Below are 26,419 nucleotides of genomic sequence, written 5' to 3'. Positions count from 1 at the left end.
ACATGGCCCGCGCCATCCTGATCGTGCTGGATTCGGTCGGCTGTGGCGGCGCGCAGGATGCCGCCGCCTATGGCGACGAGGGCTCCGACACGCTCGGCCATATCGCCGAAGCCTGCACCGATGGCCGTGGCGATCGCGAGGGCTTGCGCAGCGGGCCACTGAAGCTGCCGAACCTCGCCCGTCTCGGCCTCGCCCATGCCAGCGAAGCCTCGACCGGCCGCCCCCTCGCCGGCATCGCGAAGCCGGCGCAGCCGCAGGGACGCTGGGGCTATGGCGTCGAGGTCAGCCAGGGCAAGGACACGCCGTCCGGCCATTGGGAGATCGCGGGCTGCCCGGTATCCTTTCCCTGGGGTTATTTCACCGAACTCGAGAATTCGTTTCCCGGAGAGTTGGTCGCCGGAATCGTCAAGGAAGGCGCCCTGCCCGGCATCCTCGGCAACAGGCATGCGTCGGGCACGGCGATCATCGAGGAACTCGGGCCCGAGCATATCCGGACAGGCAAGCCGATCTGCTACACCTCGGTCGATTCCGTGCTGCAGATCGCGGCGCATGAGGAGCATTTCGGGCTCGATCGGCTCTACGCGCTCTGCAAGACGGTGCGCGGCCTCGTCGATCCCCTGCGGATCGGGCGCGTGATCGCCCGGCCCTTCGTCGGCTCGCCTGAGGACGGCTTCACCCGCACGGGCAACCGCAAGGACTTCTCGATCCCGCCGCCGAACGAGACGCTGCTGGACCGGCTGACGGCACAGGGGCGCAAGGTCGTCACCGTCGGCAAGATCGGAGACATCTTCGCGCATCGCGCCACCGGCGAGGAGATCAAGCCCTTCGGCAACGCGGCCATGGTCGAGGCGGCTCTCCAAGCCTGGGACGGGCTGCCCGATGGCGGCTTCTGCTTCGTCAACCTCGTCGATTTCGACACCGAGTTCGGCCATCGCCGCGACATTCCCGGCTATGCGGCAGCGCTGGAAGCCTTCGACCGCCTGCTTCCGCATATCGAGGCCGCGCTGAAGCCCGGCGACATCGCCGTCATTACCGCGGACCACGGCAATGATCCGAGCTGGCGCGGCAGCGACCATACCCGCGAGCATGTGCCGATCCTTGCCTTCGGGCCCGGCATCGCGCCGGAGCCGCTGGGGCGGCGCGAGAGCTTCGCCGATATCGCGGCAAGCCTCGGCGTCTTCCTCGGCATCGGCCCGGTCGGCCCCGGGCGCCACTGGTAGGTCAGGCCGCAGCGACACGATTGCAGAAGCTGGCGACCTCGCGGCGGATATCCTGCGCCTGCTGAGCCAGCGCATTCGCAGCGCCCTGCAACTGCTGCGCGGCGCCATGGGTCTGCCGGGTCATCACCTCGAAGCCGCCGGCGACATCGGCGCTGCGCTGGGCGCCCTGGAAGGACAGCCTGACCTGATGAGCGATCTCGGCCGTGGCACGGCTCTGCTCGTCGACCGAGAGCGCAATCGCATTGGCGACGCTCTCGACCTCGCCGATCGCCTCGACGATGTCGCGGATCGCCTTCAGCGAACGATGCGAAGCCTGCTGCATCGCGCCGATCTGGTGGGAGACCTCGTCGGTCGCCTTGGCGGTCTGGGCCGAGAGCGTCTTCACCTCGCTCGCGACGACGGCAAAGCCGCGCCCCATCTCGCCGGCACGCGCCGCCTCGATCGTGGCGTTGAGGGCGAGCATGCTGGTCTGCGCCGCGATGCCACGGATGATCTCGACGACGGCGCCAACATTTTCGCTGCTATGCGTCAGGTTCTCGATCTCGGCGCTCGCGTGACGCGCCAATGAGGCCGCCGATTTCGAGCCATCGGCCGAGTGCTCCGCGTTGCGGCCGATCTCGCCGATGGAGGCGACGAGCTCGGTGCTCGCGGCCGAGAGATGATCAATGCTCTCCATGGTGGTCGCGGCCGAGGCGGAAACCAGTGCGGTCTGCCGACGCACATGGTCGGAGGTGCCGATCAGCGTGCCGGCCTCGGCCTTCATCGCCACCGCGGAATGGTCGAGCACGGCCATCGCCTGTTCCATCTGGGCATGGAAGCCGGAGACAACGCCGCGCAGCATTTCCGCCCGGCGGCCGAGTTCCTCCGCCAGGCCGCGTTCCTTTTCGCCCGCGATGCGCTCGCGCTCTGCCACGGCCTCGGCCCGCGCGAGATTGGCCTCGTTCATCGTGAACATGCGCTGCAGGATCACCGCGAACACGGCGAGGAAGGCGGTCTCGATGATGACGATCACGGCGTGCAGCAGCACCCGCAGCAGGCTGGCCCCCTGGAAGAACACCGCGGCCGGCAGCGCATATTGCAGCACGAGATGGTGCAGGGCCGTCAGCACGGCTCCCATCAGGATCGGCCGCCAGTCGCAGAACCCGGCGAGCAGCGCCAGGATCGCGAAGTAATACATATGCATGTCGGGCTGCCAGGGATGGCCGGCGAAACTGAACACCAGGATCGAGACCTGCCCGATCAGCACGGTAGCGATGACGAGCTGGGTCACCATCGCCGGGCCGCTCAAGCGATACGACGCCAGCGCGACGAGGATCGCCAGTGCCGCGACCGAGACCGGAACGACTCCCTCGGTGCCGTGCGCCCAGAAGGCGAGCGCCAGCAGCGGCACATGCAGCAGCCCGAGAACGAGCAGGGCTTGCGCGACCCGGCGGCGGACGACCGACAGGGACCAGATCATCGCGAAGACCCCGTTCCGCCAGCGGCATCGAGACATCCGGCAAGCCCAGCCAGAGCCAAAGAGAACCATGCGCCCTTCGGCAGCGGCCGCAGTTCGCCTGCCGAAGCGGCGGGCGCGACCACGACGACCGAAGACAGACGTCCGCTACGCAGCACTTGGTGACCGGCGGCGAAACTGAGCGCGACCGCTTCGGAACCGGCGACCCAAGGCGGGAAGACGATCGCCACCGGCACAAGACCGTCCTGCGCGCGCGGGAGGCTCGCCAAGGCTCCGAAGCTGACGATCAAGCAGATGCAGGCGACCAGGAAGCCGTCGAAAAAAGACAGCTTCTCCTCGCGCACCGCGCAAGGTTCCAGACTAGGCGTGGAAGGCATGGACAGGAACCAGTGGAAGGACGGCCGCTCGCCGTCACACAAGCCCAGCCCCGTAAAGTTTTACTTAAGCGGTTCAGCGGGCTTCAACAGCAATTCACCAGCCAGGCGCGAATTTACATTTCCATGCCAGGCGAAATCTGCAACCTTTAGTTGCAATACACATTGAAACCCAGACTTGCTGAACGCACCACCTCGCCTCTGCCGGAGGGAAGCATCAAGCCGCCTTCGTTGCCCCGATCCTGCTGCGCGCTTCGGCATACCGAAGGCTACGCCTTCATGATCCATCAGGTATCCGCCGGCACTGCAAGACGCGTCACGTCTGCAAACGCTGCTTGATCCGCTTGATCAGCGCGTCGCGGACATCGCGATAGGCATCGAGCTTCTGCTCCCGGGAGCCCTGGAACACCGTCGGATCGACGGTCGGCCAGTATTCGACCTCGGCGGCATGGGTGCGGGTCAGGTCCAGCGCCTTGTGGTGGGCTTCCGGCGAGAGCGTAACGATCAGGTCGAAGTTGAGCCCCTCCCACTCCTCCAGCTCCTCGATCGATTTCGGCTTGTGGCGGCTCAGATCGATGCCGATCTCATCGAGAACCTCGAGAGCGAAACCGTCCGCCTCGCCTTTGCGGGCGCCGGCCGACTGGACGTAGATCGATTTGCCGAAGAAGTGCTTGGCCAGCGCCTCCGCCATCGGCGAGCGCACGGCGTTCATCGCGCACATGAAGAGCACGCTCTGGACCTTGCGCGGCAGAGGCCGTGCATTCGGCGCATTTTCTTCACGCGAACCGGCTTCCACCTCGCCTGAAAATGCTCTCCGCTCCAACCCGTCAGCCCTTCCAGTGCAGGGCGTAGATCAGGGTGAAGAGGCGGCGCGCCGTGTCGAAATCGACCTCGACCTTGTTGGCCAGCCGCTCGGCCAGGATGCCGGCCGCCTCGTCGTGCAGGCCGCGCCGGCCCATGTCGATCGCCTCGATCTGCGAGGGCGTCGCGGTCCGGATCGCGGCATAGTAGCTCTCGCAGATCAGCTCGTAGTCCTTGATGATGCGCCGGAACGGGCTGAGCGAGAGATGATGCGTCACCACCGGCGCGCCATCGGACTGCCTGACCTCGAAGACGAGGCGGCGCTCGACCATGGCGAGATGCGCGAGATACGGCCCACCGTCATGCTCCGGCACGACGAAGCTGTTGCGCTCGATCAGGTCGTAGATGGCGACGGCACGCTCATGCTCCTGATCCGGCGAGCCGCGGCCGAGCGAGTCCTCGTCGAGCGTGACGCCGACCAGGCATTGCTTGTTGGAAATCGAGGCGTCGGACATCGCTTCTCCTGCCGCAGCGCCGCTCGGTTTCCGGCGCTCAGAGATTGAGTCTGATCGTCACGGATCGGCCATGCGCCTGCAAGCCCTCGGCTTCGGCGAGTTGCGTCGCGGCGGAGGCGAGCGACCGCAGGCCTTCCGGGCCGCATTTCAACAGCGAGGTCCGCTTCATGAAGTCGCCGACGCCGAGGCCGGAGGAAAAGCGTGCGGAACGCGCTGTGGGCAGGACGTGGTTGGGGCCGCCGACATAGTCGCCGATCGCCTCGGGCGTATGGCCGCCGAGGAAGATCGCGCCGGCATTGCGGATGAGTCCGGCGAGACGCTCGGGCTCGGCCGTCATGATCTCGAGATGCTCGGGCGCGAGGCGATCGACCAGCGGCACGGCCGCTTCCAGATCGGCGACGAGCAGGATCGCACCGAATTCCTGCCAGCTCTGGCCGGCGATCCCGGCGCGCGGCAGCGTCGCGAGCTGGGCAGCCACGGCCTTCTCGACCTCAGTTGCCAATGCCGCATCGTCCGTCATCAGGATCGACTGGGCGGATACGTCGTGTTCGGCCTGGGCCAGCAGATCGGCGGCGATCCAGTCGGGATTGGCGGTGCGGTCGGCGATCACCAGCACCTCGGAGGGGCCGGCGATCATGTCGATGCCGACCTGGCCGAAGACGCGGCGCTTGGCGGCGGCGACATAGGCATTGCCGGGGCCGACAATCTTGGCGACGGGCGCGATGCTGTCCGTGCCGTAGGCCAGTGCTGCCACGGCCTGCGCGCCGCCGATGCGGTAGACCTCGTCGACGCCGGCCAGCCGCGCGGCGGCCAGCACGAGCGGATTGGTCTCGCCGCGCGGGGTCGGAGCGACCATGACGATGCGCGGCACGCCGGCGACCTTCGCCGGGATCGCGTTCATCAGCACCGAGGAGGGGTAGCTCGCCGTGCCTCCGGGCACATAAAGGCCGACGGCCTCGATCGCGCTCCAGCGCCAGCCGGCCTCGACGCCCGCCGCATCCTTCACCCACGAATCGGCCGGCTTCTGGCGCTCGTGATAGACGGCGATGCGCTCACGTGCGGTCTCCAGCGCCGCCAGCAGCTCCGGCGAGCAGGCGGCGACGGCTGCATCGATCTCGGCCTCGCCGACGCGCAGGGTCTCCGGCGTCAGGTCGAGCGCATCGAAGCGGCTGGTATAGGAGAGCAGCGCCGTATCGCCGTTTTTACGGACCTCTGCGATGATGTCGGCAGCGACGCGATCGACCTCCTCGGAGACCTCGCGCTTGGCGGACAGCAGCGCCGCAAACGTCTCGGCAAAGCCTGCGTCGCTGTCGTCGAGCCTGATCGGCATGGGTATCCTCGACAAATCGGAACTCTCGGTCGTCATTCCGGGCGTAGCGCAGCGAAGACCCGGAATCCATCGTAGAGCGCAGCACCCTTCGATGGATCCCGGACCGGCGCCGCTTCGCGGCTTGTCCGGGATGACGGCGCGTTCTTAGACGAAGGGTGTCGAAGGTTGAAGCGGGCACCGGCCAAAAAGGCGGCAGCGCGATCTGGCTCAGGCGCCGTTGGGATGGCCGGGTGTCGCCACGGCTTCCCACACCGGCCCGAGATCCTTCATCTGGGCCTCGACGCATTCGACCGAGAGGCGGATCGCCGCGCCTTCCGAGAAATGCAGCGTCACGTCGCCGGCCGGCTCCTCGGCCTGGTCGAAGGTGACGGCGAGCAGGTTCAGCACCTTGTCGGGATCGTTCTTGTCGAGCTTGGCGCTGCGCACGGCCAGAACGCGGTCGAAATGCAGCGCCGTCAATCGGCGCCGGCGCTTGCCGTGCTGCGCGCCCTCCCAGTCGAAGCGGCGCAGGGCGAGGGCAAAACGCTTCTCGCTCGGCAGATAGACGAGATCGGCCGCCTTCAGCACGGCGTCTTGAAGATGGGCTGAAACGACCCCGAGATCGTCGGTATCGAGCGCGATGAGCTTCAGCGGAGCGGCGACGTCGTCTGACATGATTTTGTTCTGACGAGCCGCCCCGAGAAAATCAACAGGCGAGAATCAACTGCTGATGCGTTCCACCACCGCGCCGCAGCGGGTGAGCTTGGCTTCCAGCGCCTCGAAGCCGCGGTCGAGATGGTAGACGCGGTTGATGGTGGTGTCGCCCTCGGCGGCGAGACCGCCGATGACGAGTGAGACCGAAGCGCGCAGATCGGTCGCCATGACGGGCGCTCCGGTGAGCTTCGGCACGCCTTCGACATGGGCGACATCGCCGTCGAGCCGGATCTTCGCACCGAGCCGGGCGAGTTCCTGCACATGCATGAAGCGGTTCTCGAAGATGGTCTCGCGGATGCGCGAGGTGCCCTTGGCTTTCGTCATCAGCGCCATGAACTGCGCCTGGAGATCGGTCGGGAAGCCGGGGAACGGATCGGTGTCGATATCGACGGCCTCGATGCCGTGGCCATTGCGGCGCACGCGAATGCCTTCGTTGGTCGCATCGATCTCGACGCCGGCCTTGCCGAGCACATCCAGCGCCGACTGGAGCAGCTCGGGACGAGCGCCTTCCAGCACGACATCGCCGCCGGTCATCGCGACGGCCATCGCATAGGTGCCGGTCTCGATGCGATCCGGCAGGACGGCGTGATGCGCGCCGCCGAGGCGCGAGACCCCGGTCACGACGATGCGGGAGGTGCCGGCGCCCTCGATCTTGGCGCCCATCTTGACGAGGCAGGCGGCAAGGTCCGTGACCTCCGGCTCGCGCGCGGCGTTCTCGATCACTGTCGTGCCCTGCGCGAGGACCGCAGCCATCAGCGCGGTATGCGTGCCGCCCACCGTGACCTTCGGGAAGACGATCTCGCCACCCTTCAGCCCCTTCGGTGCGCGCGCCAGCGCATAGCCGTTCTCGATGACGATCTCGGCGCCGAGCTTCTCCAGTGCCATGAGCAGGAGGTCGACCGGGCGCGTGCCGATCGCGCAACCGCCGGGCAGCGAGATCTTGGCCTCGCCCATCCGTGCCAGGATCGGCGCGATCACCCAGAAGCTCGCGCGCATGGTCGAGACCAGCTCGTAGGGCGCGCAGGTGTCGACGATCTGACGGGCCGTGAGCGAGATGGTCTGGCCGGTCTCGGCCGACTGGCCGATGCGCTTGCCGGCGACCGTGCGGTCGGCGCCGTGATTGGACAGGATGCGCGAGAGCGCGGTGACGTCCGAGAGCCGCGGCACATTTGTCAGCGTCAGCGTCTCGTCCGTCAGCAGGCTCGCGATCATCAGCGGCAAGGCGGCGTTCTTGGCGCCGGAGATCGGAATGGCGCCATTGAGGCGCTGGCCGCCGGTGATGCGGATCTTGTCCATCGTCAGGTCCTGCTCGGCCATCCCGGGACAACCCGGCGGCCCATGAAGGTAAGGGGGATCAGGACCGGGGAGGGTCGGCCTGAGCGGGCGGCGCCGGCTCCTGCGCTTTCGCCTCTTCCGAGCGGCGAGCACGAGCCTGGGCCTTGCGGCGCTTCAGGTTCTCGCGGAGCGCGGCGGCTAGGCGCGCCTGCTTCTCGTCCTCGGCTGTCTGGCGGGTCACGGCATCAGCTCGGCGTCGGTGTTTGCAACTTGGATGTTTGAACGCGGGAACGCGGCGAATTCGGGGCGATATGGTTAGCCCCTCGTCCCCTTGCGGACAAGCGCTCTCCCGCCGCCGAACGCGTTTCAGGATGCGGCAAAGGATTGTGCCGTTACGGGCCATGAGAAAAACGGCCCGCGCCGCCATGGGGCGGGGTTTCTCGCGGAAGCCGGCATTCCCGACGTTTTATTTCCCGCCGCCTCAATTCCCCGAAATTTTCTGCCCCTGCCCTGCCTCTTCCGAAGGGTCCGCCTCTTGCTCCGACCGGACCGAACCCGGCGCGGAGATCGCCGGCATGACGTTTGGGCAGGAAAAAAGCTTAACGCTATTAACCATTTCGGGGAGTTTCCGTTTACAGTTTGTTAAGCTCGTTTAGGTTGCACGACACTAGCCAGTTCGGGGGGTAGCGTGGTGTTGCAGTCCTTGAAGACCGGAGCGGAAACCGTCGCGCCGACCCTGCTCGAGAGCTGCGAGGTCATCGACGCCATCCGCTACAAGGCAGGCTTCCTGCCGGAGGTGGAGATCGCGTATGAGCCGGAGATCAAGACGCTCTGGGTCACGATCCGACCCGAGCTGAAGCCCGTCTTCACGCTTCAGCTGCTCGACAGCCTGGTGAAGATCCAGAGCGCGATCGCAACGCTGTGGGGCGCGCCGGACCAGTATCACCGCGCTCCGGTCCGCTTCCTGGCCTTCCGCGGCACAGGCCCGTTCTTCACGCTCGGCGGCGATCTCGACTTCTATCTGGACTGCCTGGCCAAGAACGATCGTGCGTCGCTGGCCGAATATGCGCGGCTGTCGGCCGAAGGTGCGATCTGGAACTCGGGCGGCCTGAACGGGCTGGTGATCACCCTCTCGACCATCCATGCCAAGGCGATTGGCGGCGGCATCGATGCGCCGCGCTCCTGCAACGTGATGATCGCCGAGGAGCAGGCCTCGTTCGTCTACCCCGAGATCAAGTTCAACCACTTCCCGATCACGGCCGTGGCGATCCTGTCGCGGCGGATGGGGCCGCGTGCGGCGGAGCAGATGCTTCTGTCCGGCGAAGAGATGAGCGCTCAGGAATTCATGGCCGCCGGCGGCCTCGAGGCGGTGGTTCCGACCGGAACAGGCGAGGCCTGGATCCGCAAGTACTGCAGCGACGCCCTGCCGATCCACGCGGCCAAGACCGCCCTCTTCTCAGCCTTCAACCGCCGCGCCGGCGACCTGCGCGAAGAGCTCGGCCATCTCGGCCAGATCTGGACCGACTGCATGCTGCGGCTGAACCCGAGCGCGATCTCGAAGCTGCAGCGCATCGCGCAAACACAGGACCGGATGCTTGCTCGCGTTTACCAAAGACATCTAGCAGCGGTCTGAGGGGCGCCAGAAACCCCCTCATCGCAACGGAGTCACACGAAGCATTTACCTCTGCTCCCCTAGAAACCTTTGATGATGCGCTAGGTTTGAGCCTAGCGTGCGGGACCGCGCATGCGGCAAAGGCAGGAGTAGATGGCGGGCGCGCTGAAGCGATTGACGGCTGCCGGTGGGCGCGAGAAGGCCGACGATGTCGACCTGACCGGCTACACGCTGCTGGTCAGCTCGCTTTTCTCGTCACCGGCCTCGATCATCCCGGGCGGTATCGCCGGGATCCTCACGCCTTTCCTGTGCTGGCTGTCGACCGGCATGGAAGTCTTCATGGGCCTCACCCTGCTGGTGACGCTCATCGTCGTCCTGCGCCTGATGACCGTTCTGGCCTATCGCCGGCGCAACCATGCCAACGACAGCTACGTGCAGACCCGTCGCTGGGATCGCGATTACTTCCTTGGCGCCACGATCTTTAGCGCCGTGCTGGGCTACAGCTGCTATGTCGCCCTGGTGCACACCGACGATCCGGCGGCCCACATCACCTCGGTCGCCTCCACCATCGCCCTGGCGTCGGGCTATGTCGCGCGCAACGCCGGCCGGCCCAAATTCGTCGCAGTGCAGCTGATGACCTTCTGCATCCCGATGGCGATCGGGCTGATCGAGGCGCATAACCCCTATTATCGCTATATCGGCTACTTCGCCTTTCTCTACGTGGCCGCGAACATCGCGATCACCAACTCGCTGCACCGGAACCTGCTGGCGCTGAGCGATGCGACCAAGCATTCGAAGGCGCTCGCCTCGGCCCTGCACTCGCAAAACCTCACGCTCGACGCCGCCCTGAACACGATGATCGACGGGCTGGCGATGTTCGACCGCAATCTCAAGCTTGCGGTCAGCAACGCACCGCACAGCGCGCTCTACGGCCTGCCGGAGACGCTCGCCCTGCCCGGGACACCGCTGACGGCGATCGCGCGCTTCCTGGTCGAGCGGCAGGTGATCAGCTCGGACCAGCTGCGCGAGATCCGCACGGCGCTGACCACGGTCCAGAGCACCCAGCAGGCGGCGAGCCACGAGGTGGTGACGCGCAGCGGGCTCGTGCTGGTCGTGACCTTCGCGCCGGCCGCCGAGGGCGGCATTCTCATGCTGACCGAGGACGCGACCGAACGGAAGGCGACCGAGGCACGCATCGAGCAGATGGCGCGCTTCGACGAGCTGACGGGGCTCGCCAACCGGTTCGAGTACAACACCCAGATCGCCGACGCCTTCGCCAGGCTAGAGCGGACGGGCGAGGCCTTCGCGCTACTTTATGTCGATCTCGACGGCTTCAAGCAGGTCAATGACAGCCTCGGCCACGATATCGGCGACCACGTGCTGATGGAAACCGCGAGCCGCCTGCGCAGCGCGATCCGCGGCAACGACATGCTGGCCCGCTTCGGCGGCGACGAGTTCCTGCTGATCCTGCCCTCGGCCGACCACGGCATCGTCACCTCCATCGGCCAGCGCATGATCAACGCCATGAACCGGGCCTTCGATGTCGAGGGCAAGACGGTCTATGTCACGGCCAGCGTCGGCATCGCCATGGCGCCGCATGACGGCACCACGCCGGCCGATCTGCTGCGCCACGCCGACACGGCACTCTACAAGGCCAAGTCGGCCGGCCGGAACACGCTGATGTTCTTCAACCCGGCAATGGCCGAGGAGATGCTGGAGCGGCACGAGATCGAGGTCGACCTGCGCAAGGCCGCGACGGACGGCACGCTCGAACTCTACTACCAGCCGATCATCGACCTGAAGACGCAGGAAGTCGTCTCGCGCGAGGCGCTGATGCGCTGGCGCCACCCGACGCGCGGCCTGGTTCCTCCCGGCGTCTTCATCCCGATCGCCGAGCAGACCGGCCTGATCGCCGCGATGGGCGACTGGGCGATCCATCAGGCCTGCAAGGACGCCGCGAGCTGGGAACCGGGCATCAGCGTCTCCGTGAACGTCTCGCCCCTGCAGTTCCGCGAGCCCCGCCGGGTCATCGAAACGGTCAAGGACGCACTGCTGACCTCGCATCTCGAATCGCGGCGGCTGATGCTCGAAGTCACTGAATCCCTGCTGATCGAGGACGACAAGCTGGCGCTTTCGGTCCTCGACGAGCTGCGGGCGCTGGGCGTGACCTTCGCGCTGGATGATTTCGGCACCGGCTATTCCTCGCTCGCCTATCTCTCGACCTACCCGTTCGCGCAGGTGAAGATCGACCAGAGCTTCGCCCGCGAGGTCCATACCAACGAGGCCTCCAAGGCCGTCATCGAGGCCGTTTGCCAGCTCGCGCGCCGGCTCCAGATGAATGTGGTGGTCGAAGGCATCGAGACCGAGCAGCAGCGCATCGCCGTCCAGCTTCTCGGCGCCCACCGCGCCCAGGGGTTCCTCTTCGGCCGGCCCGTGCCTCTCGCGACCATCAAGGGCGGAAACGGCAATCGCAGCGTCGCCTGAGCCGCGGCACGCGAGCGCTTCCTAAGATCGGGAGAGCGTCGGCCTTGATTCCGCCCGCCCGACAACGCATCAGCGATTGAGAACGAGAGCGAAGCGGGACATCCGGTGAGCGACGGAACGGCCAAAGTGGCGAAACCCGCCGCGTTGACACCCGACATCTGCGTCATCGGCGCAGGCGGCAACGGTATCGCCCTGGCGACGGCGGCGGCCGCGTTCGGCGTCTCCGTCGTGCTCGTCGAAAGGGAGGTGCTGGGCGGCAGCCCCGCCCCCCTCGCCACCAAGGCCCTGGTCGAGGCCGCAGCGTCGGCTCAAGCGGCCCGGGAGGCCGGCCGGCTCGGCCTGAAGACCACCGATGCGCAGGTGAGCCCGGCGCAGCTTCATGACCATATCCAGCGCGCGCTGGCGGCAGAGGCCGCCAACCACGCCGAGGAGCGCCTCACCGCGCTTGGGATCACCATCATCCGCGGCGAGGCCCGCTTCGTCAGCCGCAGCACGGTCAATGTGGACGGGCAGCCGATCAAGGCCCGCCGCTTCGTCATCGCGACCGGAGCGCGATCGCCCAAACCGGATTTGCCCGGTCTCGATACAGTGCCGCTCCTCCATGAAGAGGATATCTCCGGGCTGACACGCCTGCCCGAACGCCCGATCATCCTCGGCAGCGGCGCGACGGGCGCGGCGCTGGCGCAGGCCCTGCAGCGTCTCGGCAGCAAAGCCACGCTCGTCGCCCCGGAGGGGCTGCTGGCGGAGCATGACGCGGAAGCGGCGATGCTGGTTCGCCGCCGCCTGCTGCGCGAGGGGCTCACGCTCCACGACAAGGTCGAGCCGATCCGGGCGGAGCGCAGCCGTTCCGGCTTGCGCCTCGTCCTGGCCGGCGGCGCGGGCGAAACCGTCGTCGAAGGCTCGCATCTGCTGCTGGCGGCACCACAACGGCCGGAGATCGCGGCGCTCGACCTCGACCTCGGCGGCATTCGTCACGATTCCTCCGGCGTCCTCGTCGACAAGGCCCTGCGGACGAGCAACCGCCGCGTCTATGCGCTGGGCGGTTGCGCCGGCGGGCCAGCAACGGCGGTAGCGGACCGGGCCGGGGAGGATCATGTCGGCCTCGTCCTGCGCAACATCCTGTTCCGTCAGCCGACGCGGATCGATCCCGCGAAAGATCCCCGCGTCGCCTGGTGCCAGCCGGAGATCGCTGCGATCGGCCTGTCCGAGGCCGCCGCGCGGGCCAAGGCCGGCACCGTCCAGGTGCTGCGCTGGCCCTTCGCCGAGATGGGCGGCTCGCGTGCTGCCGGCGAGAGCGAAGGTTTCGTCAAGCTCGTCACCGACAAAAAGGGCCGCATCCTCGGCGTCACCATCGTCGGCGAAGGTGCCGGCGAACTGATCGCGCCGTGGTGCGTCGCCGCCAAGGCCGGGCTGACGATAGCCGACATGGCCGGGGTCGTGATGCCCGCGCTCTCCCGCTCGGACGCCTCGCGCCGCGCGGCGCTCTCTTTCCATGTCCCCTCGACCAACAGCGCCCGCCTGCGCCGCCTGATCGGCTTTCTGCGGCGCTTCGGCTAAGATCGCCGGAATGCATCAGCCCGGCCTGCCCAGGAACAACCTGTCGATCAGCCAGCCGCGCGGCCTGACCCGCCTCGGCCTGTCGGCCAAGCTGCTGCTCGTCACCGTGCTCTTCGTCATGCTGGCGGAGGTGCTGATCTACCTGCCCTCCATCGCGAATTTCCGGCGCAACTGGCTGCATGACAGGATCGCCGCCGCGCAGGTCGCGGCGCTGGTGCTGGAAGGCGCGCCCGAGGACGGTCTGCCGGAGGGCAGCGAGAACCGGCTGCTGATGGGCGTGGGTGCCCGGTCGATCGCGGCCCGCGTCGGCGGGGCGCGGCGGCTGCTCAGCCTGGATTCAATGCCGCCGCCGGAAGTGTCCCGCTCGATCGATCTGCGCAATCTCGGCTGGATCAACGCGATCGAGGAAGCGGTCGCCGTGCTGGTTTCCCCCGCCACCATGCCGATCCGGGTGGTCGGCGAGGCGGTCGGCGGCGCCGATTTCGTCGAGATCGTCATCGACGAAGGACCGCTGCGGCGGGCGATGCTGAAGTTCTCGTGGAGCCTGCTGCTGATCTCGCTGCTGATCACCGGCCTCACGGCGCTGGCGGTCTATATCGCGCTGAATGCCCTGATCATCGGGCCGATCCGGCGCCTGGCCGCGAATGTCATGGAGTTCGAGGCCGACCCCGAGAACCCGCAACGCATCATCGAGCCTTCGCTGCGCGCCGACGAGATCGGCGAAGCCGAGCGCGCGCTCGCCCGCATGGAAGAGACGCTCGCCGGCGAGCTGCGCACCAAAAAGCACCTCGCCGAACTCGGGCTCGCCGTCTCCAAGATCAACCACGACCTGCGCAACATGCTGGCGGCGGCGCAATTGATGTCCGACCAGTTGATCGAGACGCGCGACGCCAAGATCCGCCGCTTCGCGCCGCGGCTGATCGCGACGCTCGGACGCGCCATCGACTTCTGCCAGGCCACCCTCGCCTATGGCCGCGCGGCCGAGGCGACGCCCGTTATCCGCGAGGTTGCGCTGCGGCAGCTCGTCGCCGAACAGGCGGAGATGCTCGGCCTGCCCGGCAACGGGCGGCTGCGCTTCGAGAATCAGATCCCGGCCGAGCTGGTCGCCCCTTGCGATCCCGACCAGATGGCGCGGGTGCTGACGAACCTGATGCGCAACTCCGTCCAGGCGCTGACCCAGGCGGGAGCGGAAGCAGGCAACCAGCCGATCCTGACGGTGATGGCCGGACCGGTGAACGGTTCGGTGGCGCTGCGCATCATCGACAACGGGCCGGGCGTGCCCGAGCGGGCGCGGGCCAATCTCTTCCAGGCTTTCCGGGGGTCGGTGACGCCGGGCGGCACCGGCCTTGGCCTCGCTGTCGCCGCCGAACTTGTCCGGCTCCATGGCGGCACGATCGAGCTGGAGCCCTCGGTGGCCGGTGCCGTGTTCAGGGTCACTCTGCCGGCGCGGCGCAGCAACGGGCACTGACAGGTCGGGTTACTGGCTCGCCCAGATCACCCGCGCCATGAAGGCGATCTCGCCGAGGTTCAGCACGCGGTCCGGATGCTCCGGGTTGAGCGAGGCGAGCTCGACGGTCTTCGCGGTCTGGCGCCTGAGCTGCTTGGCCAGCACCTCGCCCTCCACCGTCTTGACCACGACCCGGTCACCGCGCCGCACCGTCGCGGTCGGCGAGACGATGATGGTGTCGCCGTCGCGATACAGCGGGAGCATCGAATCGCCGGAAATCTCGAGCGCATAGGCCTTCTCGTCGGCGACGCCGGGAAAAGCGACCTCCTCCCACCCGGTGCCGACCGGGAAGCCGCCATCGTCGAAGAAGCCGCCGGAGCCGGCCTGGGCGAAGCCGATCAGCGGGATGGTCCGCGCCGGGGCCGGTTCGCGCCGGAGCACAGCGCTCATGAACTCGTCGAAGGAGGCGCCCGTCGCGGCCAGGATCTTGGAGATCGATTCGGTCGAGGGCCAGCGCTCGCGCCCGTCCGGCGCCACGCGCTTGGAGCGGTTGAAGGTCGTGGCGTCGAGGCCAGCCTTGCGCGCCAGCCCCGAGGCGGTGAAACCGTAGCGCTGAGCAAGCGTATCGATCGCCTCCCAGATCTGGTCATGTGAAAGCATCGCGCGGACCTCGCTTCGCTCTTGCCGTGGGGCGGGGATTAGAAATAGGAAATATCACCTATTACATAAGACTTCAATCCGATTCTCGCCACAATTCGGCTGCGGCTTGCGGAAACCTCCTGCCAGCGGCTAAGCCGTGCCCGACATGTCCCCGCGAGATTGCCGGTGCCGCTGATCTACAAGATATGCCCCGCCCCGCTTTGGCAGGAAGCCGAGCGAAATGGCCGCTTCGCCGGTGCTCCGGTCGATCTCGCCGACGGCTACATCCATTTCTCCACGGCCGCGCAGCTCGCGGAGACCGTGGCGAAGCACTTCGCCGGGCAGGACGGCCTGTTGCTGATCGCCATCGACGATGCGCGCCTCGGCCCGGCACTACGCTACGAGCCCTCGCGTGGCGGCGCCTTGTTCCCGCACCTCTACGCCCCGCTCGACCCGAAGACGGCTCGCTGGATCACGCCGCTGCCGCTCAACCTCGACGGGACCCACGCCATTCCGGAGGACCTCGCATGATCGGCAGCCTGTTCAACATCGCCCGGCCGCTGATCCACCGCATGGACGCGGAAACTGCGCATCGCCTGACCGTCGCCGCGCTCGCCGCGGCACCCGCGCTGAAAACGGGCTCGGACGATCCCGTACTGGCGACGGAAGCCTTCGGGCGCACCTTCCCGAACCCTGTCGGCCTCGCCGCCGGCTTCGACAAGAATGCAGAAGCGGTCGACGGCGCGCTGGGCTTGGGCTTCGGCTTCGTCGAGGTCGGCGGCGTGACGCCGCTGCCGCAACCCGGCAATCCGCGCCCGCGCGTCTTCCGATTGACCGAGGACGAGGCCGTCATCAATCGCTACGGCCTCAACAGCGAGGGGATGGAAGCCGTCGCGAAGCGGCTCGAAGCCCGGCGCGGCCGCAGCGGCCTGGTCGGCGTGAACCTCGGAGCCAACAAGGATTCTTCGGACCGTGCTGCCGACTACGCCACTCTTGCCCGCCGGCTGGCGCCGCTCGCCGATTTCCTGACGATCAACGTCTCCTCGCCGAATACACCGGGCCTGCGCGACCTGCAGGCCGAAGCCGCGCTCGACGATCTCGTGGCGCGCACGCTCGCCGCACGCGACGAAGCTGCCGCCGGCGGCCGGCGCACGCCGGTGCTGGTCAAGATCGCGCCGGACCTGACGCTGCCCGAACTCGACGGCATGATCGCCGTCGCCCGCAAGCGCGGCATCGAGGGCATGATCGTCTCCAACACCACGATCGCGCGCCCGGAAAGCCTGCACAGCGCAGCCAAGGCAGAGACGGGCGGGTTGTCAGGCAAGCCACTCTTCGCCGCCTCGACGCGCATCCTGGCCGAGACCTTCCTGCGCGTCGAAGGACAGTTCCCGCTGATCGGCGTCGGCGGAGTCGATTCGGCCGAGACCGCCTTTGCCAAGATCCGGGCCGGCGCGACGCTGGTGCAGTTCTATTCGGCGATGGTGTTCAAGGGGCCGCAGTTGGCGAAGCAGGTGAAGACCGGACTCGCCACGCAGGCGCGCCGCGCGGGGCTGACGCGGCTCACCGCCCTGATCGGGCGCGATGCCGCCGCGATCGCCCGCGGCGAAGGGCTTTGAGGATCAAGAACCACGCCGTCATTCCGGGGCAAGCCGAAGGCTTGAGCCCGGAACCCAGAACCGATGCGCCCGGTCGAGAAGAGGCCGACAGCGATCGCCCACACAAGTCAGGGCATCGGCTCTGGGTTCCGGGCTCATTGCTGCGCAATGCCTCAGAAAGACGGCGTGGTTCCAGCGGAAGATGACGAGTTCACTTCCGCGCCGCGAAGAGCCGCATCAGCAGCCAGAGCGGCACGACGATCAGCGCGCCGGCGATGATCCACTGACCGACCTCGCGCACCGCGCCGAAGCCGAGCCCCGTGATCGAGCGGATGAAGCGTGCGGCCGCTTCATAGAGGCTCTGCGGCGACAGGCCTAGGAAGGCCAGGGCGGCCCCGACCAGCAGCGAGATGAAGATCAGGCGGACGAGGACGCTGAGGGGCGAGCCGCCGATAAACCGTTCCATGGAAGCGTTGGCCATCCTGTTGCGCCCCGCACATTCCGAGGCGCTTCCCAATCGTCTTAACCTGAAATCCGTTGCGCTTGAACGGCGCCTGAACGCCGTCGGCGTCAGACGGTCGCCGAGGCCCCCGCCGTCGCCCAGGCGGTGCCGGCGATCTTCGAGGCGGCGATCACCGCCTGCGTGCGGCTGTCGACGTCGAGCTTGGTCAGGATAGCCGAGACATGGGCCTTCACCGTCGCCTCGGAAACACCGAGCTCGTAGGCGATCTGCTTGTTGAGCAGCCCTTCCGACAGCATCATCAGCACGCGCACCTGCTGCGGCGTCAGCGTCGACATGCGGCGGACCATGTCGGCGATCTCGGCATCGACCGGGGCAGTGAGATCGACGCCCGGCGGCGTCCAGACCCCGCCATCGAGCACCGCGCGGATCGCCTCGCCCATCTGCGCGACATCGGCGGTCTTCGGCAGGAAGCCGAGCGCGCCGAACTCGATGCAGCGGCGAATCACCGCCGGGTCGTCATTGGCGGAGACGACGATCACCGGAATTTCGGGATGATCCGCGCGCAAGAAGAGCAGGCCGGAGAAGCCCTGCACGCCTGGCATGGTCAGATCGAGCAGGACAAGGTCGGCGTCGCCGCCGCTCGCCAGCGCCTCGGTCAAAGCTTCGAGCGAGCCGACCTCGCTGACCTCGGCACCGCCGATCGCATGCGATACGGCCTGGCGCAGCGCGCCGCGAAACAGCGGATGGTCGTCCGCGATGACGATCCGCGTCGAAGGCTGCTTGCTCATCGCCACCACTCCCTAAGCCGGCATCGGCTCTGTCCGAAAACCGGTATTCCACTTTTCGGGCCGATGCCCTTGTCCGGCCCGCGCATTTTGCCCCAGGCAGGGAACTCACCACAAGCATCGACAGCGCAAGGCTGCAACCCATTGCGGCTCAGCCATTGGTCGGCAGCATCGCTTCCAGTACCTCGATATGGTCGGCTTCGCGCGGCGGCTTGTCCCAACGAATGCGGTTGATCCGGGGAAAGCGCATGGCAAGCCCCGACTTGTGCCGCGTCGAGCGCTGCAAGCCCTCGAAGGCAACTTCGAAGACCAAACCGGCCTGCGCCTCATGCGTAACCTCGCGCACCGGGCCGAAGCGGTTCAGCGTGTTCTTGCGGACGTATTTGTCGATCTCGATCAGCTCCTCGTTGGTGAAACCGAAATAGGCCTTGCCGACCGGCACGAGTTCTTCGCCGCCCTCCTCGCCCACGCGCCAGACGCCGAAGGTGTAGTCGGAATAGAAGGAGGAGCGCTTGCCGTGGCCGCGCTGGGCATACATCAGCACGCAATCGACGAGCCGGGCGTCGCGCTTCCATTTCCACCAATAGCCCTTGGGACGACCGGGCAGATAGGGGGAATCGCGCCGCTTGATCATGCACCCCTCGACCGCCTCGGCATCGGCGCCCGCCCCGGCGGCGGCCGGATCGGCGCGAGCCCCCGTCAGCTCATCCCAGGTAGTGAAGGGGATCACCGGGGACAGGTCGAAGCGGATGCTGGCAAGACGGGACAGGAAGGCTTCTAGGCGCTTGCGCCGCTCTTCCAGCGGGAGATGGCGAATATCCTCCTCGCCGTCGACCAGGAGGTCGTAGACGCGGATATGTGCGGGGAACTCGCCCAGCATCTTCGGCGTGACGGTCTTGCGGTTCAGGCGCTGCTGCAGCGTGTTGAAGCTCTGCACGGCGCTTTCGCGCATCACCAGCAACTCGCCGTCCAGTGCGCCGTCCTGCGTCAGCTCATCGACGAGATCGGGAAAGGCGCCGGCGATATCCTCGCCGGTGCGCGAATAGAGCCGGGTCAGCCGCGTGCCGTCCGCTTTGACGCCACTAACGGCCTGGACGCGGATGCCGTCCCATTTCCATTCGGCTGAGAAGTCGGCCGGGTCGAGCTTGTCGAAATCGCCATCCTCGATCGGATGGGACAGCATGACCGGACGGAACGGCGCGGGATCGCGCGCCTCCGGTCGCGGCCCCCTGCCCTCGAGCCAAGCAAAAAGCTCGGTGTAGGGCGGCTCAAGCCCGTGCCAGACCTGCTCGACCTCATCGGCAGGCACCCCGCCGAGGTTCGCCGCCGCCGTCTTGGCGAGGCGAGCGGATACGCCGATGCGTAAGCTCCCGGTGATCAGCTTGAGCAGCGCCCAGCGGCCGGTCTCGTCGAGCGCATCGAGCCAGGAGGCGACGAGGCGCGGCAGGTCGGTCTTGCCGGCCTCGCGCAGGCTCTCGACCACCTCCGGCAGATGCGGCACCGCGTTAGTGCCGTGTCGCGCCGGCCACATCAGCGCGACCGTCTCCGAGAGGTCGCCGACATAGTCATAGGACAGGGCGAACAGTACAGGGTCGGTCCGCTCGGCGATCAACGCGCGGATCAGCCCGGCCTTGGCATTGCGGAAGACGAGCCCGCCGGTCATCGCCGCCAGCGCATAGCCGCGATCGGGGTCGGGCGTCGTACGCAGATAGTCGGCGATCAGCGCCAGCTTGGCGTTGCGGCGCGGCTCATAGGCGAGACGATCGAGCAGCCAGGCGAAGCGGTTCATGCTGTCGCACCCGCGCAACACTGCGCCCGTTCGGATTTGTTGCACCGCATCGTTCAGATACCGTTCATGAAGCAAACCTTAACAGCGGCAGGGTAGCCAGGAGACAGATGCCGATGCGTGCCGCGATGCGGTTCCTTGCCTTGCCGGTCATCGCTGCAGCGCTTTCGGTAGGAGCCCCCGCACTGGCGGCCGGCTTCTCCTGCCGCGAGACGCCGATCATGCGCTCGAACGCCACGCTCGCACCGCTCTCCACCAAGGTCACGCAGGGCCAGACGCTCGCGATCCTCGCCATCGGCTCCTCCTCCACGGAAGGCGTCGGCGCCAGCGCCAAGGACAGGACCTATCCTGCCCGTTTGCAGGCGCTGCTGGCCAAGGCCTGGCCGAAATCCAAGATCGAGATCGTCAATGCCGGCATCGGCGGCGAGACCGCGCCGCAGACGCTCGCCAGGCTCAGGGCCGCGCTCGCCGAGCGCCATTACGATCTGGTGATCTGGCAGGTCGGCACGAACGACGCCGTCAAGGGCGGCGACCTCGATGCGTTCAAGTCGATGGTCAACGACGGCATCGCCCTGGTGCGCAATGCCGGCCCGGCGCTGACGATCCTCGATCCGCAGTATTTCCCCTCGGTGAAGGACCCGGAGCGCTACGCCGCCTATGTCGCCGCCGTCGGCGAGACGGCGCGGCGCGAGAACGTGCCGGTCTTCTCCCGCTACGAGACCATGACGGAGTGGCACCGCGCCGATGCCGAGGCGTTCAAGGCCGCGCTCTGGACGGACGGCTTCCACATGAGCGATGCGGGCTATGACTGCCTCGCCCGCGACATGGCGAATGCGATGGTCGGCATGGCCGCGCCGAGCCGCTCGGTCATGGCGCAGTCGCGCTGATCGGGGCTCAGACGGCCGGCGCATCGGCGGCCTCCTCGACCGGGTCCGCCTCGCCCTCGTCGCCATAACCGACGAGATGCAGCGGCTTGGCCTTCAGGCCCGCCGTGCCGCACCAGTGGACGAGCGCCTCCGCCTCGCCATGCGTCACCCAGATCTCGCCGGCCTGCACCTCGCGGATCGTCGCGAGCAGATCGTCCCAATCGGCGTGATCGGAAATGACGAGCGGCAGCTCGACGCCCTTCTGGCGCGCCCTGGCGCGGATTCGCATCCAGCCCGAGGCGAAGGCCGTGACGGGATCCGGAAAGCGGCGCGCCCATAGGTCCTGCGTCGCGCTCGGCGGGCAGATCACGATCTCGCCGCCCAGCGCCTTGCGATCCTCGCCTGCGACCTTGCGGATCTCGCCGAGCGGAATCCCCTCGGCCTGATAGAACTCGGTGATCTTCTCGACCGCGCCATGGATGTAGAGCGGCCGCTCGTAGCCGGCCTCGCGGATCAGCGCCATGACGCGCTGCGCCTTGCCGAGCGAATAGGCGCCGACGATATGCGTCCGCTCCGGGAAGAGCCTGACGGATTCGAGCAGCTTGGCTACCTCTCCCGCCGCCGACGGATGACGGAAGACAGGCAGGCCGAAGGTCGCCTCGGTGATGAAGATATCGCAGGGCATGACCTCGAAGGGTGCGCAGGTCGGGTCGCGCTCGCGCTTGTAATCGCCGGAAGCTACGATGCGCAGGCCGCGGCTCTCGACCGCGATCTGGGCCGAGCCAAGGACATGGCCCGCCGGCGCGAACCGGAAATCGACCTCACCGATGCGGATCGTCTCGCCGGGAACGGCGACCTGCTGCGAGCCGGTGAAGGCCTCGCCATAGCGCAGCGCCATGATCGCCAGCGTCTCGCGCGTCGCCAGCACGGCGCCGTGGCCGGCGCGGGCGTGATCTGAATGGCCGTGGGTGATCAGAGCCCGCGCCACGGGCCGGACGGGGTCGACATGGATGTCGGCTGGCGGGCAATAGAGCCCCGCCGGCGTCGGCAATAGCAATTCGGAGGGGCGCCAGCGGGCGCTTTGTCTGGCCAGCGTCACACTCCTCGGCTACATCGGTCGGTATGACCGATACAGGCTCGACCACGCATTTCGCCAGCTCCGGCGACCCCGTGCTCGACCGCCGCTATGGCTGGGCCGAGGCTGCGCTGCAGGACGGGGACGCGCAAGCGGCCGTCGAGATCCTCGACCAGACCCTGTCGCAGGCCTACCATTTCACCGCCGCTTGGCATCTCTACGGGCTGGCGCAGGAGGCGCTCGGCCACAAGGAGGACGCCGCGACGGCCTGGCGGCAATGCCTCGACCTCGATCCCGCCGATCATTTCGGCGCGCGGCTCGACCTCGCCCGCATCGGCGCGCTGCCTGCCGAGCAGGCGACCTCCGAGAACTTCTCCGGCGCGCTGTTCGACGCCTATGCCGACCGCTTCGACAGCCATCTCACCCAGACCCTGCACTACAACGCCCCCGAACTGTTGAAATCCGCGCTGGTCCGCTGCTGCAGCAACGCCGGCCGGCCCTTCCGGTTCGACATCGTCTACGATCTCGGCTGCGGCACCGGGCTGATGGGCGAAGCGATCCACGAGCAGAGCGGTTTCATCGCCGGCTGCGATCTCTCGCCGCGCATGATCGAGCGCGCACGGGTCAAGACGGCCCCCGACGGAACGCCGCTTTACGACAAGCTTGCGGTCGCCGGGCTGACGAGCTTCCTCGCCAGCCGCCCGGATGCTTCCGCCGATCTCGTGGTGGCTGCCGACGTCTTCGTCTATCTCGGCGAACTCGCGCCCTGTTTCGCCCAGAGCGCGCGGGTGCTGGAACCGGGCGGTCTCCTCGCCTTCACGGTGCAGAGCCATGACGGCGAAGGCGTGGTCGTCGGCGGGGATCGGCGGTTCGCGCATGCGGAGGCTTGGCTGAAGCAGAGGCTGGATGAAGCGGGCCTTGCCCCCCTACTCATCGAGCCCGCCAGCACGCGGCAGGATCGCGGCTCGCCCGTGCCGGGGCTGCTGGTCGTGGCGGAGCGACGCTGAGGATTTCGCCTCAAGGCGGGAATATGGGAGACCCGGCCGCAAAGGGGGGTTCGCGACCGGGCCAGCTCCATATGCGGCTTTGAGGAGGAGCCTGACCTCGCTCGGGATACGCCGGCGCCACGCCATTGGATGCAGCGGGGAGCGAGATATTCGGCCGTCTGCGCCCTCGGGCATGACGGCCGCGTCATTCCCCTTTCGTTCTCCCACGCTCCGTCCTATCTCTGGAGTGCATGGCCGCTCCGTCCCCGCTCCCTCCCGCCTTCGAGGCCTGGTTTACTGGGCGCGGCTGGAGCGTGCGGCCGCATCAGCTCGCGCTGCTGGAGGAAGCCCGCGCCGGACGCTCGACGCTGCTGGTCGCGCCGACCGGTGCCGGCAAGACGCTCGCCGGTTTCCTGCCCTCGCTTGTCGAACTCAGCGAACGGGCTGGCCGGCATGACGGGTTGCACACGATTTACATCTCGCCGCTGAAGGCACTCGCCGTCGACATCGCCCGCAACCTCGAAGCGCCCGTGCGCGAGATGGGGCTGCCGATCACCATCGAAACCCGCACTGGCGACACCTCCGCCGCCAAGCGCACGCGCCAGATCCAGCGCCCGCCCGATATCCTGCTGACGACACCGGAGCAGTTGGCGCTCCTCGTCTCGCATCGCGCCGCTGCACCCTTCTTCGCCAACCTTCGCCGCATCGTGCTCGACGAACTGCACGCGCTCGTCACCTCCAAGCGCGGCGACCTGCTCTCGCTCGACCTTGCCAGGCTCAAGGCGCTGGCACCGCAGGCCTCGGCCGTCGGCCTCTCGGCGACGGTACGCGAGCCCGCCGATCTCCAGCTTTATCTCGGCGGAGCCAAGACGCCCGCCGGGCTGGTCACCGTCGCGGGCGGCGCCAAGCCGCGCATCGGCATCCTCGACACGGAGCGACGCCTCCCGATTGCCGGGCATACGACACTGCATGCGATGGCCGAGGTCTATGAGGCCATCCGAACGCACAAGCTCACGCTGGTCTTCGTCAACACGCGCATGCAGGCGGAATTCGCCTTCCAGGCGCTATGGAACCTCAACGACGACAACCTGCCGATCGCGCTGCATCACGGCTCGCTCGACGCCCAGCAGCGCCGCAAGGTCGAGGCCGCGATGGCGGATGGGCGCCTCAAGGCCGTGGTCTGCACCGCGACGCTCGACCTCGGCATCGACTGGGGCGATGTCGATCTCGTCGTCAATCTCGGCGCGCCCAAGGGCGCGAGCCGGCTGATCCAGCGCATCGGCCGCTCCAACCACCGCATGGACGAGCCCTCCGAGGCGCTGCTGGTGCCGTCCAACCGCTTCGAGCTGCTGGAGTGCCGTGCCGCGCTCGAAGCCGTGCACGAAGCGGCACAGGACACCCCGCCACCACGCATCGGCGCGCTCGACGTGCTCGCCCAGCATGTGCTCGGCGTCGCCTGCTCGGACGGGTTCGAGGCCGATGCGCTCTATGAGGAAGTCCGTACCGCCTCCCCTTATGCCGATCTCGCCCGCGCGGATTTCGACGCCGTCGTCAATTTCGTCGCCACCGGCGGCTATGCGCTGAAGAGCTATGAGCGCTTCGCCAAGCTGCGGCAGGACAAGACCGGCCTCTGGCGCGCCAGCCATGCCCGCGTCATCCAGCAATACCGCATGAATGTCGGCACCATCGTCGAGGCGGCGATGCTCAAGGTCCGGCTCGGACGTGCGCGCACGAGCCGGCCGGGTCAGCCCGGCACGATCACCCGAGGCGGGCGGATTCTCGGCGAGGTCGAGGAGTATTTCGCCGAGACCATGGTGCCCGGCGACACCTTCGTCTTCGCCGGCGAGGTGCTGCGCTTCGAGGGTATCGTCGAGAACGAGGCGGTCTGCTCGCGCGCAGCCGCCGGTACCGATCCGAAGGTTCCCTCCTATAACGGCGGCAAGTTCCCGCTCTCGACCTTCCTCGCCGCGCGCGTCCGCGCCATGCTGGCCTCGCCCCATCTCTGGAACACGCTGCCGGAGGAGGTCTCGGCCTGGCTGCATGCGCAGAAGCTGAAGTCACGAGTCCCCAAGCCCGGCGAGCTTCTGATCGAGACCTTTCCGCGCGGCGGGCGCTTCTATCTCGTCGCCTACCCGTTCGAGGGCCGCCTCGCCCACCAGACCCTCGGCATGCTGCTGACGCGGCGGCTGGAGCGGGCCCGGATGCGGCCGCTCGGCTTCGTCTGCAACGATTACGGCATGGCCTGCTGGACGCTCGCCGACATGTCCGCGGCGATCGCGCGCGGCGCCCTCAGCCTCGATGACCTGTTCGCGCAGGAAATGCTCGGCGACGACCTCGAGGAGTGGATGGCGGAATCGGCGCTGATGAAGCGCACGTTCCGGGCCTGCGCCATCATCGGCGGGCTGATCGAGCGGCGCTATCCGGGCCAGGAGAAGAGCGGCCGGCAGGTGACGATCTCGACCGACCTGGTCTATGACGTGCTGCGGCGGCACGAGCCCGACCACATCCTGCTGAAAGCCGCGCGCGCCGATGCGGCGACGGGCCTGCTCGACATTCGCCGGCTCGGTGAGATGCTGACACGAATCAGCGGCCGAGTCGTTCATCAGCCGCTCGACCATGTTTCGCCGCTCGGGGTCTCCGTGATGCTCGAGATCGGGCGCGAGGCGGTCTTTGGCGAGGCGGCGGATGAAATCCTGGCGGAGGCGGAGGCGATGCTGACCGAAGAGGCGATGGCGTGACGCTAGCACAGCGCATGACAGTGACGGAAGCGGCCTTCATGCTGGGCCGGCTCACGATCGTGCCCGATATCTCCGGCACGCTCTGGCTGCCGGAGGAGCGCACGCTCGTCGTCGCCGACCTGCATCTCGAGAAAGGCTCTGCCTATGCGGCGCGCGGCGTGATGCTGCCGCCCTATGATTCCACGGCGACACTGGCCGCGCTCACTGCTGCGATCCTGCGCCTGCAGCCGCGCTGCGTGATCGCGCTCGGCGACAGCTTTCATGATCGGCAGGCGGAGGAGCGGCTCGCGCCACAGAGCCTGGCTTCGCTGCGCCTGCTGCAGCAAGGCCGCGACTGGCTCTGGATCACCGGCAACCACGACCCCTCGATCAGCGCCCGCGTCGGCGGCGAGAGCGCGGGGGCGATCGCGCTTTCCGGTGTCACGCTGCGCCATGAGCCGAACCCCACCGAGACCGGATACGAGATCGCCGGCCATCTGCACCCCGCCGCCAAGGTGAGGATGCGCGGCCGGGGCCTGAGACGCCGCTGCTTCGCGCTGTCGCCGCGCCGTTGCGTGATGCCGGCGATGGGCGCCTATGCCGGTGGCCTCAACCTGCGGGACGCAGCCTTCCGCCCGTTGTTCCGAGAAGGCCTGAGCGCGCATCTGCTCGGCGATGGCCGACTCTTCCGGATCGATCCACGATTATTGCTGCCGGATTGAGAGAGCGGGTTGCGCCCGCCC

The 26,419-nt window shown here is 67.6% G+C and carries 24 protein-coding genes; 11 read left to right on the top strand and 13 right to left on the bottom strand.

What is annotated here, in order from left to right:
• Positions 1-2 precede the first annotated feature (2 nt).
• Complete coding sequence (locus AC1DVA_RS00575) at positions 3-1,220, top strand: phosphopentomutase (RefSeq protein WP_476804622.1); 1,218 nt, start codon at positions 3-5, stop codon at positions 1,218-1,220.
• Between the two features lies 1 nt (position 1,221).
• Here the strand turns inward: AC1DVA_RS00575 and AC1DVA_RS00570 are convergent, their stop codons facing one another.
• The 8 genes from AC1DVA_RS00570 to AC1DVA_RS00535 all read right to left on the bottom strand — a co-directional run bounded on the left by AC1DVA_RS00570 (position 1,222) and on the right by AC1DVA_RS00535 (position 7,905).
• Complete coding sequence (locus AC1DVA_RS00570; protein ID WP_265052005.1) at positions 1,222-2,679, bottom strand: methyl-accepting chemotaxis protein; 1,458 nt, start codon at positions 2,677-2,679, stop codon at positions 1,222-1,224.
• Positions 2,676-3,020 (bottom strand): hypothetical protein, encoded by a 345-nt coding sequence (locus tag AC1DVA_RS00565; protein ID WP_476804621.1) that lies wholly within the window; start codon positions 3,018-3,020, stop codon positions 2,676-2,678. The genes AC1DVA_RS00570 and AC1DVA_RS00565 overlap by 4 nt, the downstream gene beginning before the upstream one ends.
• A 346-nt stretch (positions 3,021-3,366) precedes the next feature.
• Positions 3,367-3,771: an arsenate-mycothiol transferase ArsC gene (locus AC1DVA_RS00560; RefSeq protein ID WP_265052003.1), complete on the bottom strand. Its 405-nt coding sequence runs from the start codon at positions 3,769-3,771 to the stop codon at positions 3,367-3,369.
• A 106-nt stretch (positions 3,772-3,877) separates the two neighbouring features.
• Entirely contained in the window at positions 3,878-4,366 is a 489-nt protein-coding gene (locus AC1DVA_RS00555; RefSeq protein ID WP_476804620.1) for a UPF0262 family protein, read from the bottom strand.
• Positions 4,367-4,403: 37 nt separating this feature from the next.
• Entirely contained in the window at positions 4,404-5,696 is a 1,293-nt protein-coding gene (gene hisD, locus AC1DVA_RS00550) for a histidinol dehydrogenase (RefSeq protein WP_476804619.1), read from the bottom strand.
• 207 nt (positions 5,697-5,903) lie between these two features.
• Complete coding sequence (locus tag AC1DVA_RS00545) at positions 5,904-6,350, bottom strand: DUF2948 family protein (protein WP_265052000.1); 447 nt, start codon at positions 6,348-6,350, stop codon at positions 5,904-5,906.
• Between the two features lie 45 nt (positions 6,351-6,395).
• Positions 6,396-7,685, bottom strand: coding sequence for a UDP-N-acetylglucosamine 1-carboxyvinyltransferase (gene murA / locus AC1DVA_RS00540; RefSeq protein ID WP_265055018.1), 1,290 nt, complete (start codon positions 7,683-7,685; stop codon positions 6,396-6,398).
• Between the two features lie 58 nt (positions 7,686-7,743).
• Positions 7,744-7,905 (bottom strand): hypothetical protein, encoded by a 162-nt coding sequence (locus AC1DVA_RS00535; RefSeq protein WP_265051999.1) that lies wholly within the window; start codon positions 7,903-7,905, stop codon positions 7,744-7,746.
• Between the two features lie 450 nt (positions 7,906-8,355).
• Between AC1DVA_RS00535 and AC1DVA_RS00530 the strand changes: the two genes are divergently transcribed.
• The 4 genes from AC1DVA_RS00530 (at position 8,356) to AC1DVA_RS00515 (ending at position 14,785) form a co-directional block, all read left to right on the top strand.
• Entirely contained in the window at positions 8,356-9,297 is a 942-nt protein-coding gene (locus tag AC1DVA_RS00530; RefSeq protein ID WP_476804618.1) for an enoyl-CoA hydratase-related protein, read from the top strand.
• A gap of 132 nt (positions 9,298-9,429) precedes the next feature.
• On the top strand, positions 9,430-11,760 hold the full coding sequence (locus AC1DVA_RS00525; RefSeq protein ID WP_265051997.1) for a putative bifunctional diguanylate cyclase/phosphodiesterase: 2,331 nt from the start codon (positions 9,430-9,432) through the stop codon (positions 11,758-11,760).
• 126 nt (positions 11,761-11,886) lie between these two features.
• The gene (locus AC1DVA_RS00520; protein ID WP_265051996.1) at positions 11,887-13,317 is read left to right on the top strand and encodes a dihydrolipoyl dehydrogenase family protein; all 1,431 of its coding nucleotides are present in this window, start codon (positions 11,887-11,889) and stop codon (positions 13,315-13,317) included.
• A 10-nt stretch (positions 13,318-13,327) separates the two neighbouring features.
• Positions 13,328-14,785 (top strand): sensor histidine kinase, encoded by a 1,458-nt coding sequence (locus AC1DVA_RS00515; RefSeq protein WP_265051995.1) that lies wholly within the window; start codon positions 13,328-13,330, stop codon positions 14,783-14,785.
• Between the two features lie 9 nt (positions 14,786-14,794).
• Here AC1DVA_RS00515 and AC1DVA_RS00510 read toward each other — a convergent pair whose 3' ends face one another.
• Positions 14,795-15,424: a S24 family peptidase gene (locus tag AC1DVA_RS00510; protein ID WP_476804617.1), complete on the bottom strand. Its 630-nt coding sequence runs from the start codon at positions 15,422-15,424 to the stop codon at positions 14,795-14,797.
• Positions 15,425-15,589: 165 nt separating this feature from the next.
• On the opposite strand from AC1DVA_RS00510, the gene AC1DVA_RS00505 reads away from it, so the two are divergent.
• Positions 15,590-15,934 (top strand): DUF952 domain-containing protein, encoded by a 345-nt coding sequence (locus AC1DVA_RS00505; protein WP_265051993.1) that lies wholly within the window; start codon positions 15,590-15,592, stop codon positions 15,932-15,934.
• The gene (locus tag AC1DVA_RS00500) at positions 15,931-17,019 is read left to right on the top strand and encodes a quinone-dependent dihydroorotate dehydrogenase (RefSeq protein WP_476804616.1); all 1,089 of its coding nucleotides are present in this window, start codon (positions 15,931-15,933) and stop codon (positions 17,017-17,019) included. Before AC1DVA_RS00505 ends, AC1DVA_RS00500 begins: the two co-directional genes overlap by 4 nt.
• Positions 17,020-17,209: 190 nt before the next feature.
• Here the strand turns inward: AC1DVA_RS00500 and AC1DVA_RS00495 are convergent, their stop codons facing one another.
• The 3 genes from AC1DVA_RS00495 to AC1DVA_RS00485 all read right to left on the bottom strand — a co-directional run bounded on the left by AC1DVA_RS00495 (position 17,210) and on the right by AC1DVA_RS00485 (position 20,035).
• Positions 17,210-17,464, bottom strand: a complete 255-nt coding sequence (locus AC1DVA_RS00495; protein ID WP_265051991.1) for a DUF6460 domain-containing protein — start codon at positions 17,462-17,464, stop codon at positions 17,210-17,212.
• Between the two features lie 104 nt (positions 17,465-17,568).
• The gene (locus AC1DVA_RS00490; protein WP_265051990.1) at positions 17,569-18,249 is read right to left on the bottom strand and encodes a response regulator transcription factor; all 681 of its coding nucleotides are present in this window, start codon (positions 18,247-18,249) and stop codon (positions 17,569-17,571) included.
• Between the two features lie 148 nt (positions 18,250-18,397).
• The gene (locus AC1DVA_RS00485; RefSeq protein ID WP_476804615.1) at positions 18,398-20,035 is read right to left on the bottom strand and encodes a cisplatin damage response ATP-dependent DNA ligase; all 1,638 of its coding nucleotides are present in this window, start codon (positions 20,033-20,035) and stop codon (positions 18,398-18,400) included.
• A 107-nt stretch (positions 20,036-20,142) separates the two neighbouring features.
• On the opposite strand from AC1DVA_RS00485, the gene AC1DVA_RS00480 reads away from it, so the two are divergent.
• Positions 20,143-20,919, top strand: a complete 777-nt coding sequence (locus tag AC1DVA_RS00480; protein ID WP_476804614.1) for an SGNH/GDSL hydrolase family protein — start codon at positions 20,143-20,145, stop codon at positions 20,917-20,919.
• A 7-nt stretch (positions 20,920-20,926) separates the two neighbouring features.
• Here the strand turns inward: AC1DVA_RS00480 and AC1DVA_RS00475 are convergent, their stop codons facing one another.
• Positions 20,927-21,991 carry a ligase-associated DNA damage response exonuclease gene (locus tag AC1DVA_RS00475; RefSeq protein ID WP_442865060.1) on the bottom strand — a complete coding sequence of 355 codons (1,065 nt, stop codon included), beginning with the start codon at positions 21,989-21,991 and terminating at the stop codon, positions 20,927-20,929.
• A 29-nt stretch (positions 21,992-22,020) separates the two neighbouring features.
• Here AC1DVA_RS00475 and AC1DVA_RS00470 point away from each other — a divergent pair, with 29 nt between their 5' ends.
• From AC1DVA_RS00470 to pdeM, 3 genes are all read left to right on the top strand, one after another.
• Positions 22,021-22,980 (top strand): class I SAM-dependent methyltransferase, encoded by a 960-nt coding sequence (locus AC1DVA_RS00470; protein ID WP_476804613.1) that lies wholly within the window; start codon positions 22,021-22,023, stop codon positions 22,978-22,980.
• Positions 22,981-23,210: 230 nt separating this feature from the next.
• Positions 23,211-25,697, top strand: a complete 2,487-nt coding sequence (locus tag AC1DVA_RS00465) for a ligase-associated DNA damage response DEXH box helicase (protein WP_476804612.1) — start codon at positions 23,211-23,213, stop codon at positions 25,695-25,697.
• On the top strand, positions 25,694-26,398 hold the full coding sequence (pdeM, locus tag AC1DVA_RS00460) for a ligase-associated DNA damage response endonuclease PdeM (protein WP_476804611.1): 705 nt from the start codon (positions 25,694-25,696) through the stop codon (positions 26,396-26,398). Before AC1DVA_RS00465 ends, pdeM begins: the two co-directional genes overlap by 4 nt.
• The last annotated feature ends 21 nt before the right edge of the window (positions 26,399-26,419 follow it).

The organism is Allobosea sp. P4_C6 (assembly GCF_056402015.1).
This window is presented reverse-complemented; position numbering and strand designations above follow the sequence as displayed.

Coding starts and splice junctions, on each gene's coding strand:
- AC1DVA_RS00575 (WP_476804622.1), top strand. CDS start 3: ATGGCCCGCGCCATCCTGATCGTGCTGGATTCGGTCGGCTGTGGCGGC.
- AC1DVA_RS00570 (WP_265052005.1), bottom strand. CDS start 2,679: ATGATCTGGTCCCTGTCGGTCGTCCGCCGCCGGGTCGCGCAAGCCCTG.
- AC1DVA_RS00560 (WP_265052003.1), bottom strand. CDS start 3,771: ATGTGCGCGATGAACGCCGTGCGCTCGCCGATGGCGGAGGCGCTGGCC.
- AC1DVA_RS00555 (WP_476804620.1), bottom strand. CDS start 4,366: ATGTCCGACGCCTCGATTTCCAACAAGCAATGCCTGGTCGGCGTCACG.
- hisD (WP_476804619.1), bottom strand. CDS start 5,696: ATGCCGATCAGGCTCGACGACAGCGACGCAGGCTTTGCCGAGACGTTT.
- AC1DVA_RS00545 (WP_265052000.1), bottom strand. CDS start 6,350: ATGTCAGACGACGTCGCCGCTCCGCTGAAGCTCATCGCGCTCGATACC.
- murA (WP_265055018.1), bottom strand. CDS start 7,685: ATGGACAAGATCCGCATCACCGGCGGCCAGCGCCTCAATGGCGCCATT.
- AC1DVA_RS00525 (WP_265051997.1), top strand. CDS start 9,430: ATGGCGGGCGCGCTGAAGCGATTGACGGCTGCCGGTGGGCGCGAGAAG.
- AC1DVA_RS00515 (WP_265051995.1), top strand. CDS start 13,328: ATGCATCAGCCCGGCCTGCCCAGGAACAACCTGTCGATCAGCCAGCCG.
- AC1DVA_RS00510 (WP_476804617.1), bottom strand. CDS start 15,424: ATGCTTTCACATGACCAGATCTGGGAGGCGATCGATACGCTTGCTCAG.
- AC1DVA_RS00500 (WP_476804616.1), top strand. CDS start 15,931: ATGATCGGCAGCCTGTTCAACATCGCCCGGCCGCTGATCCACCGCATG.
- AC1DVA_RS00495 (WP_265051991.1), bottom strand. CDS start 17,464: ATGGAACGGTTTATCGGCGGCTCGCCCCTCAGCGTCCTCGTCCGCCTG.
- AC1DVA_RS00490 (WP_265051990.1), bottom strand. CDS start 18,249: ATGAGCAAGCAGCCTTCGACGCGGATCGTCATCGCGGACGACCATCCG.
- AC1DVA_RS00485 (WP_476804615.1), bottom strand. CDS start 20,035: ATGAACCGCTTCGCCTGGCTGCTCGATCGTCTCGCCTATGAGCCGCGC.
- AC1DVA_RS00480 (WP_476804614.1), top strand. CDS start 20,143: ATGCCGATGCGTGCCGCGATGCGGTTCCTTGCCTTGCCGGTCATCGCT.
- AC1DVA_RS00470 (WP_476804613.1), top strand. CDS start 22,021: ATGACCGATACAGGCTCGACCACGCATTTCGCCAGCTCCGGCGACCCC.
- AC1DVA_RS00465 (WP_476804612.1), top strand. CDS start 23,211: ATGGCCGCTCCGTCCCCGCTCCCTCCCGCCTTCGAGGCCTGGTTTACT.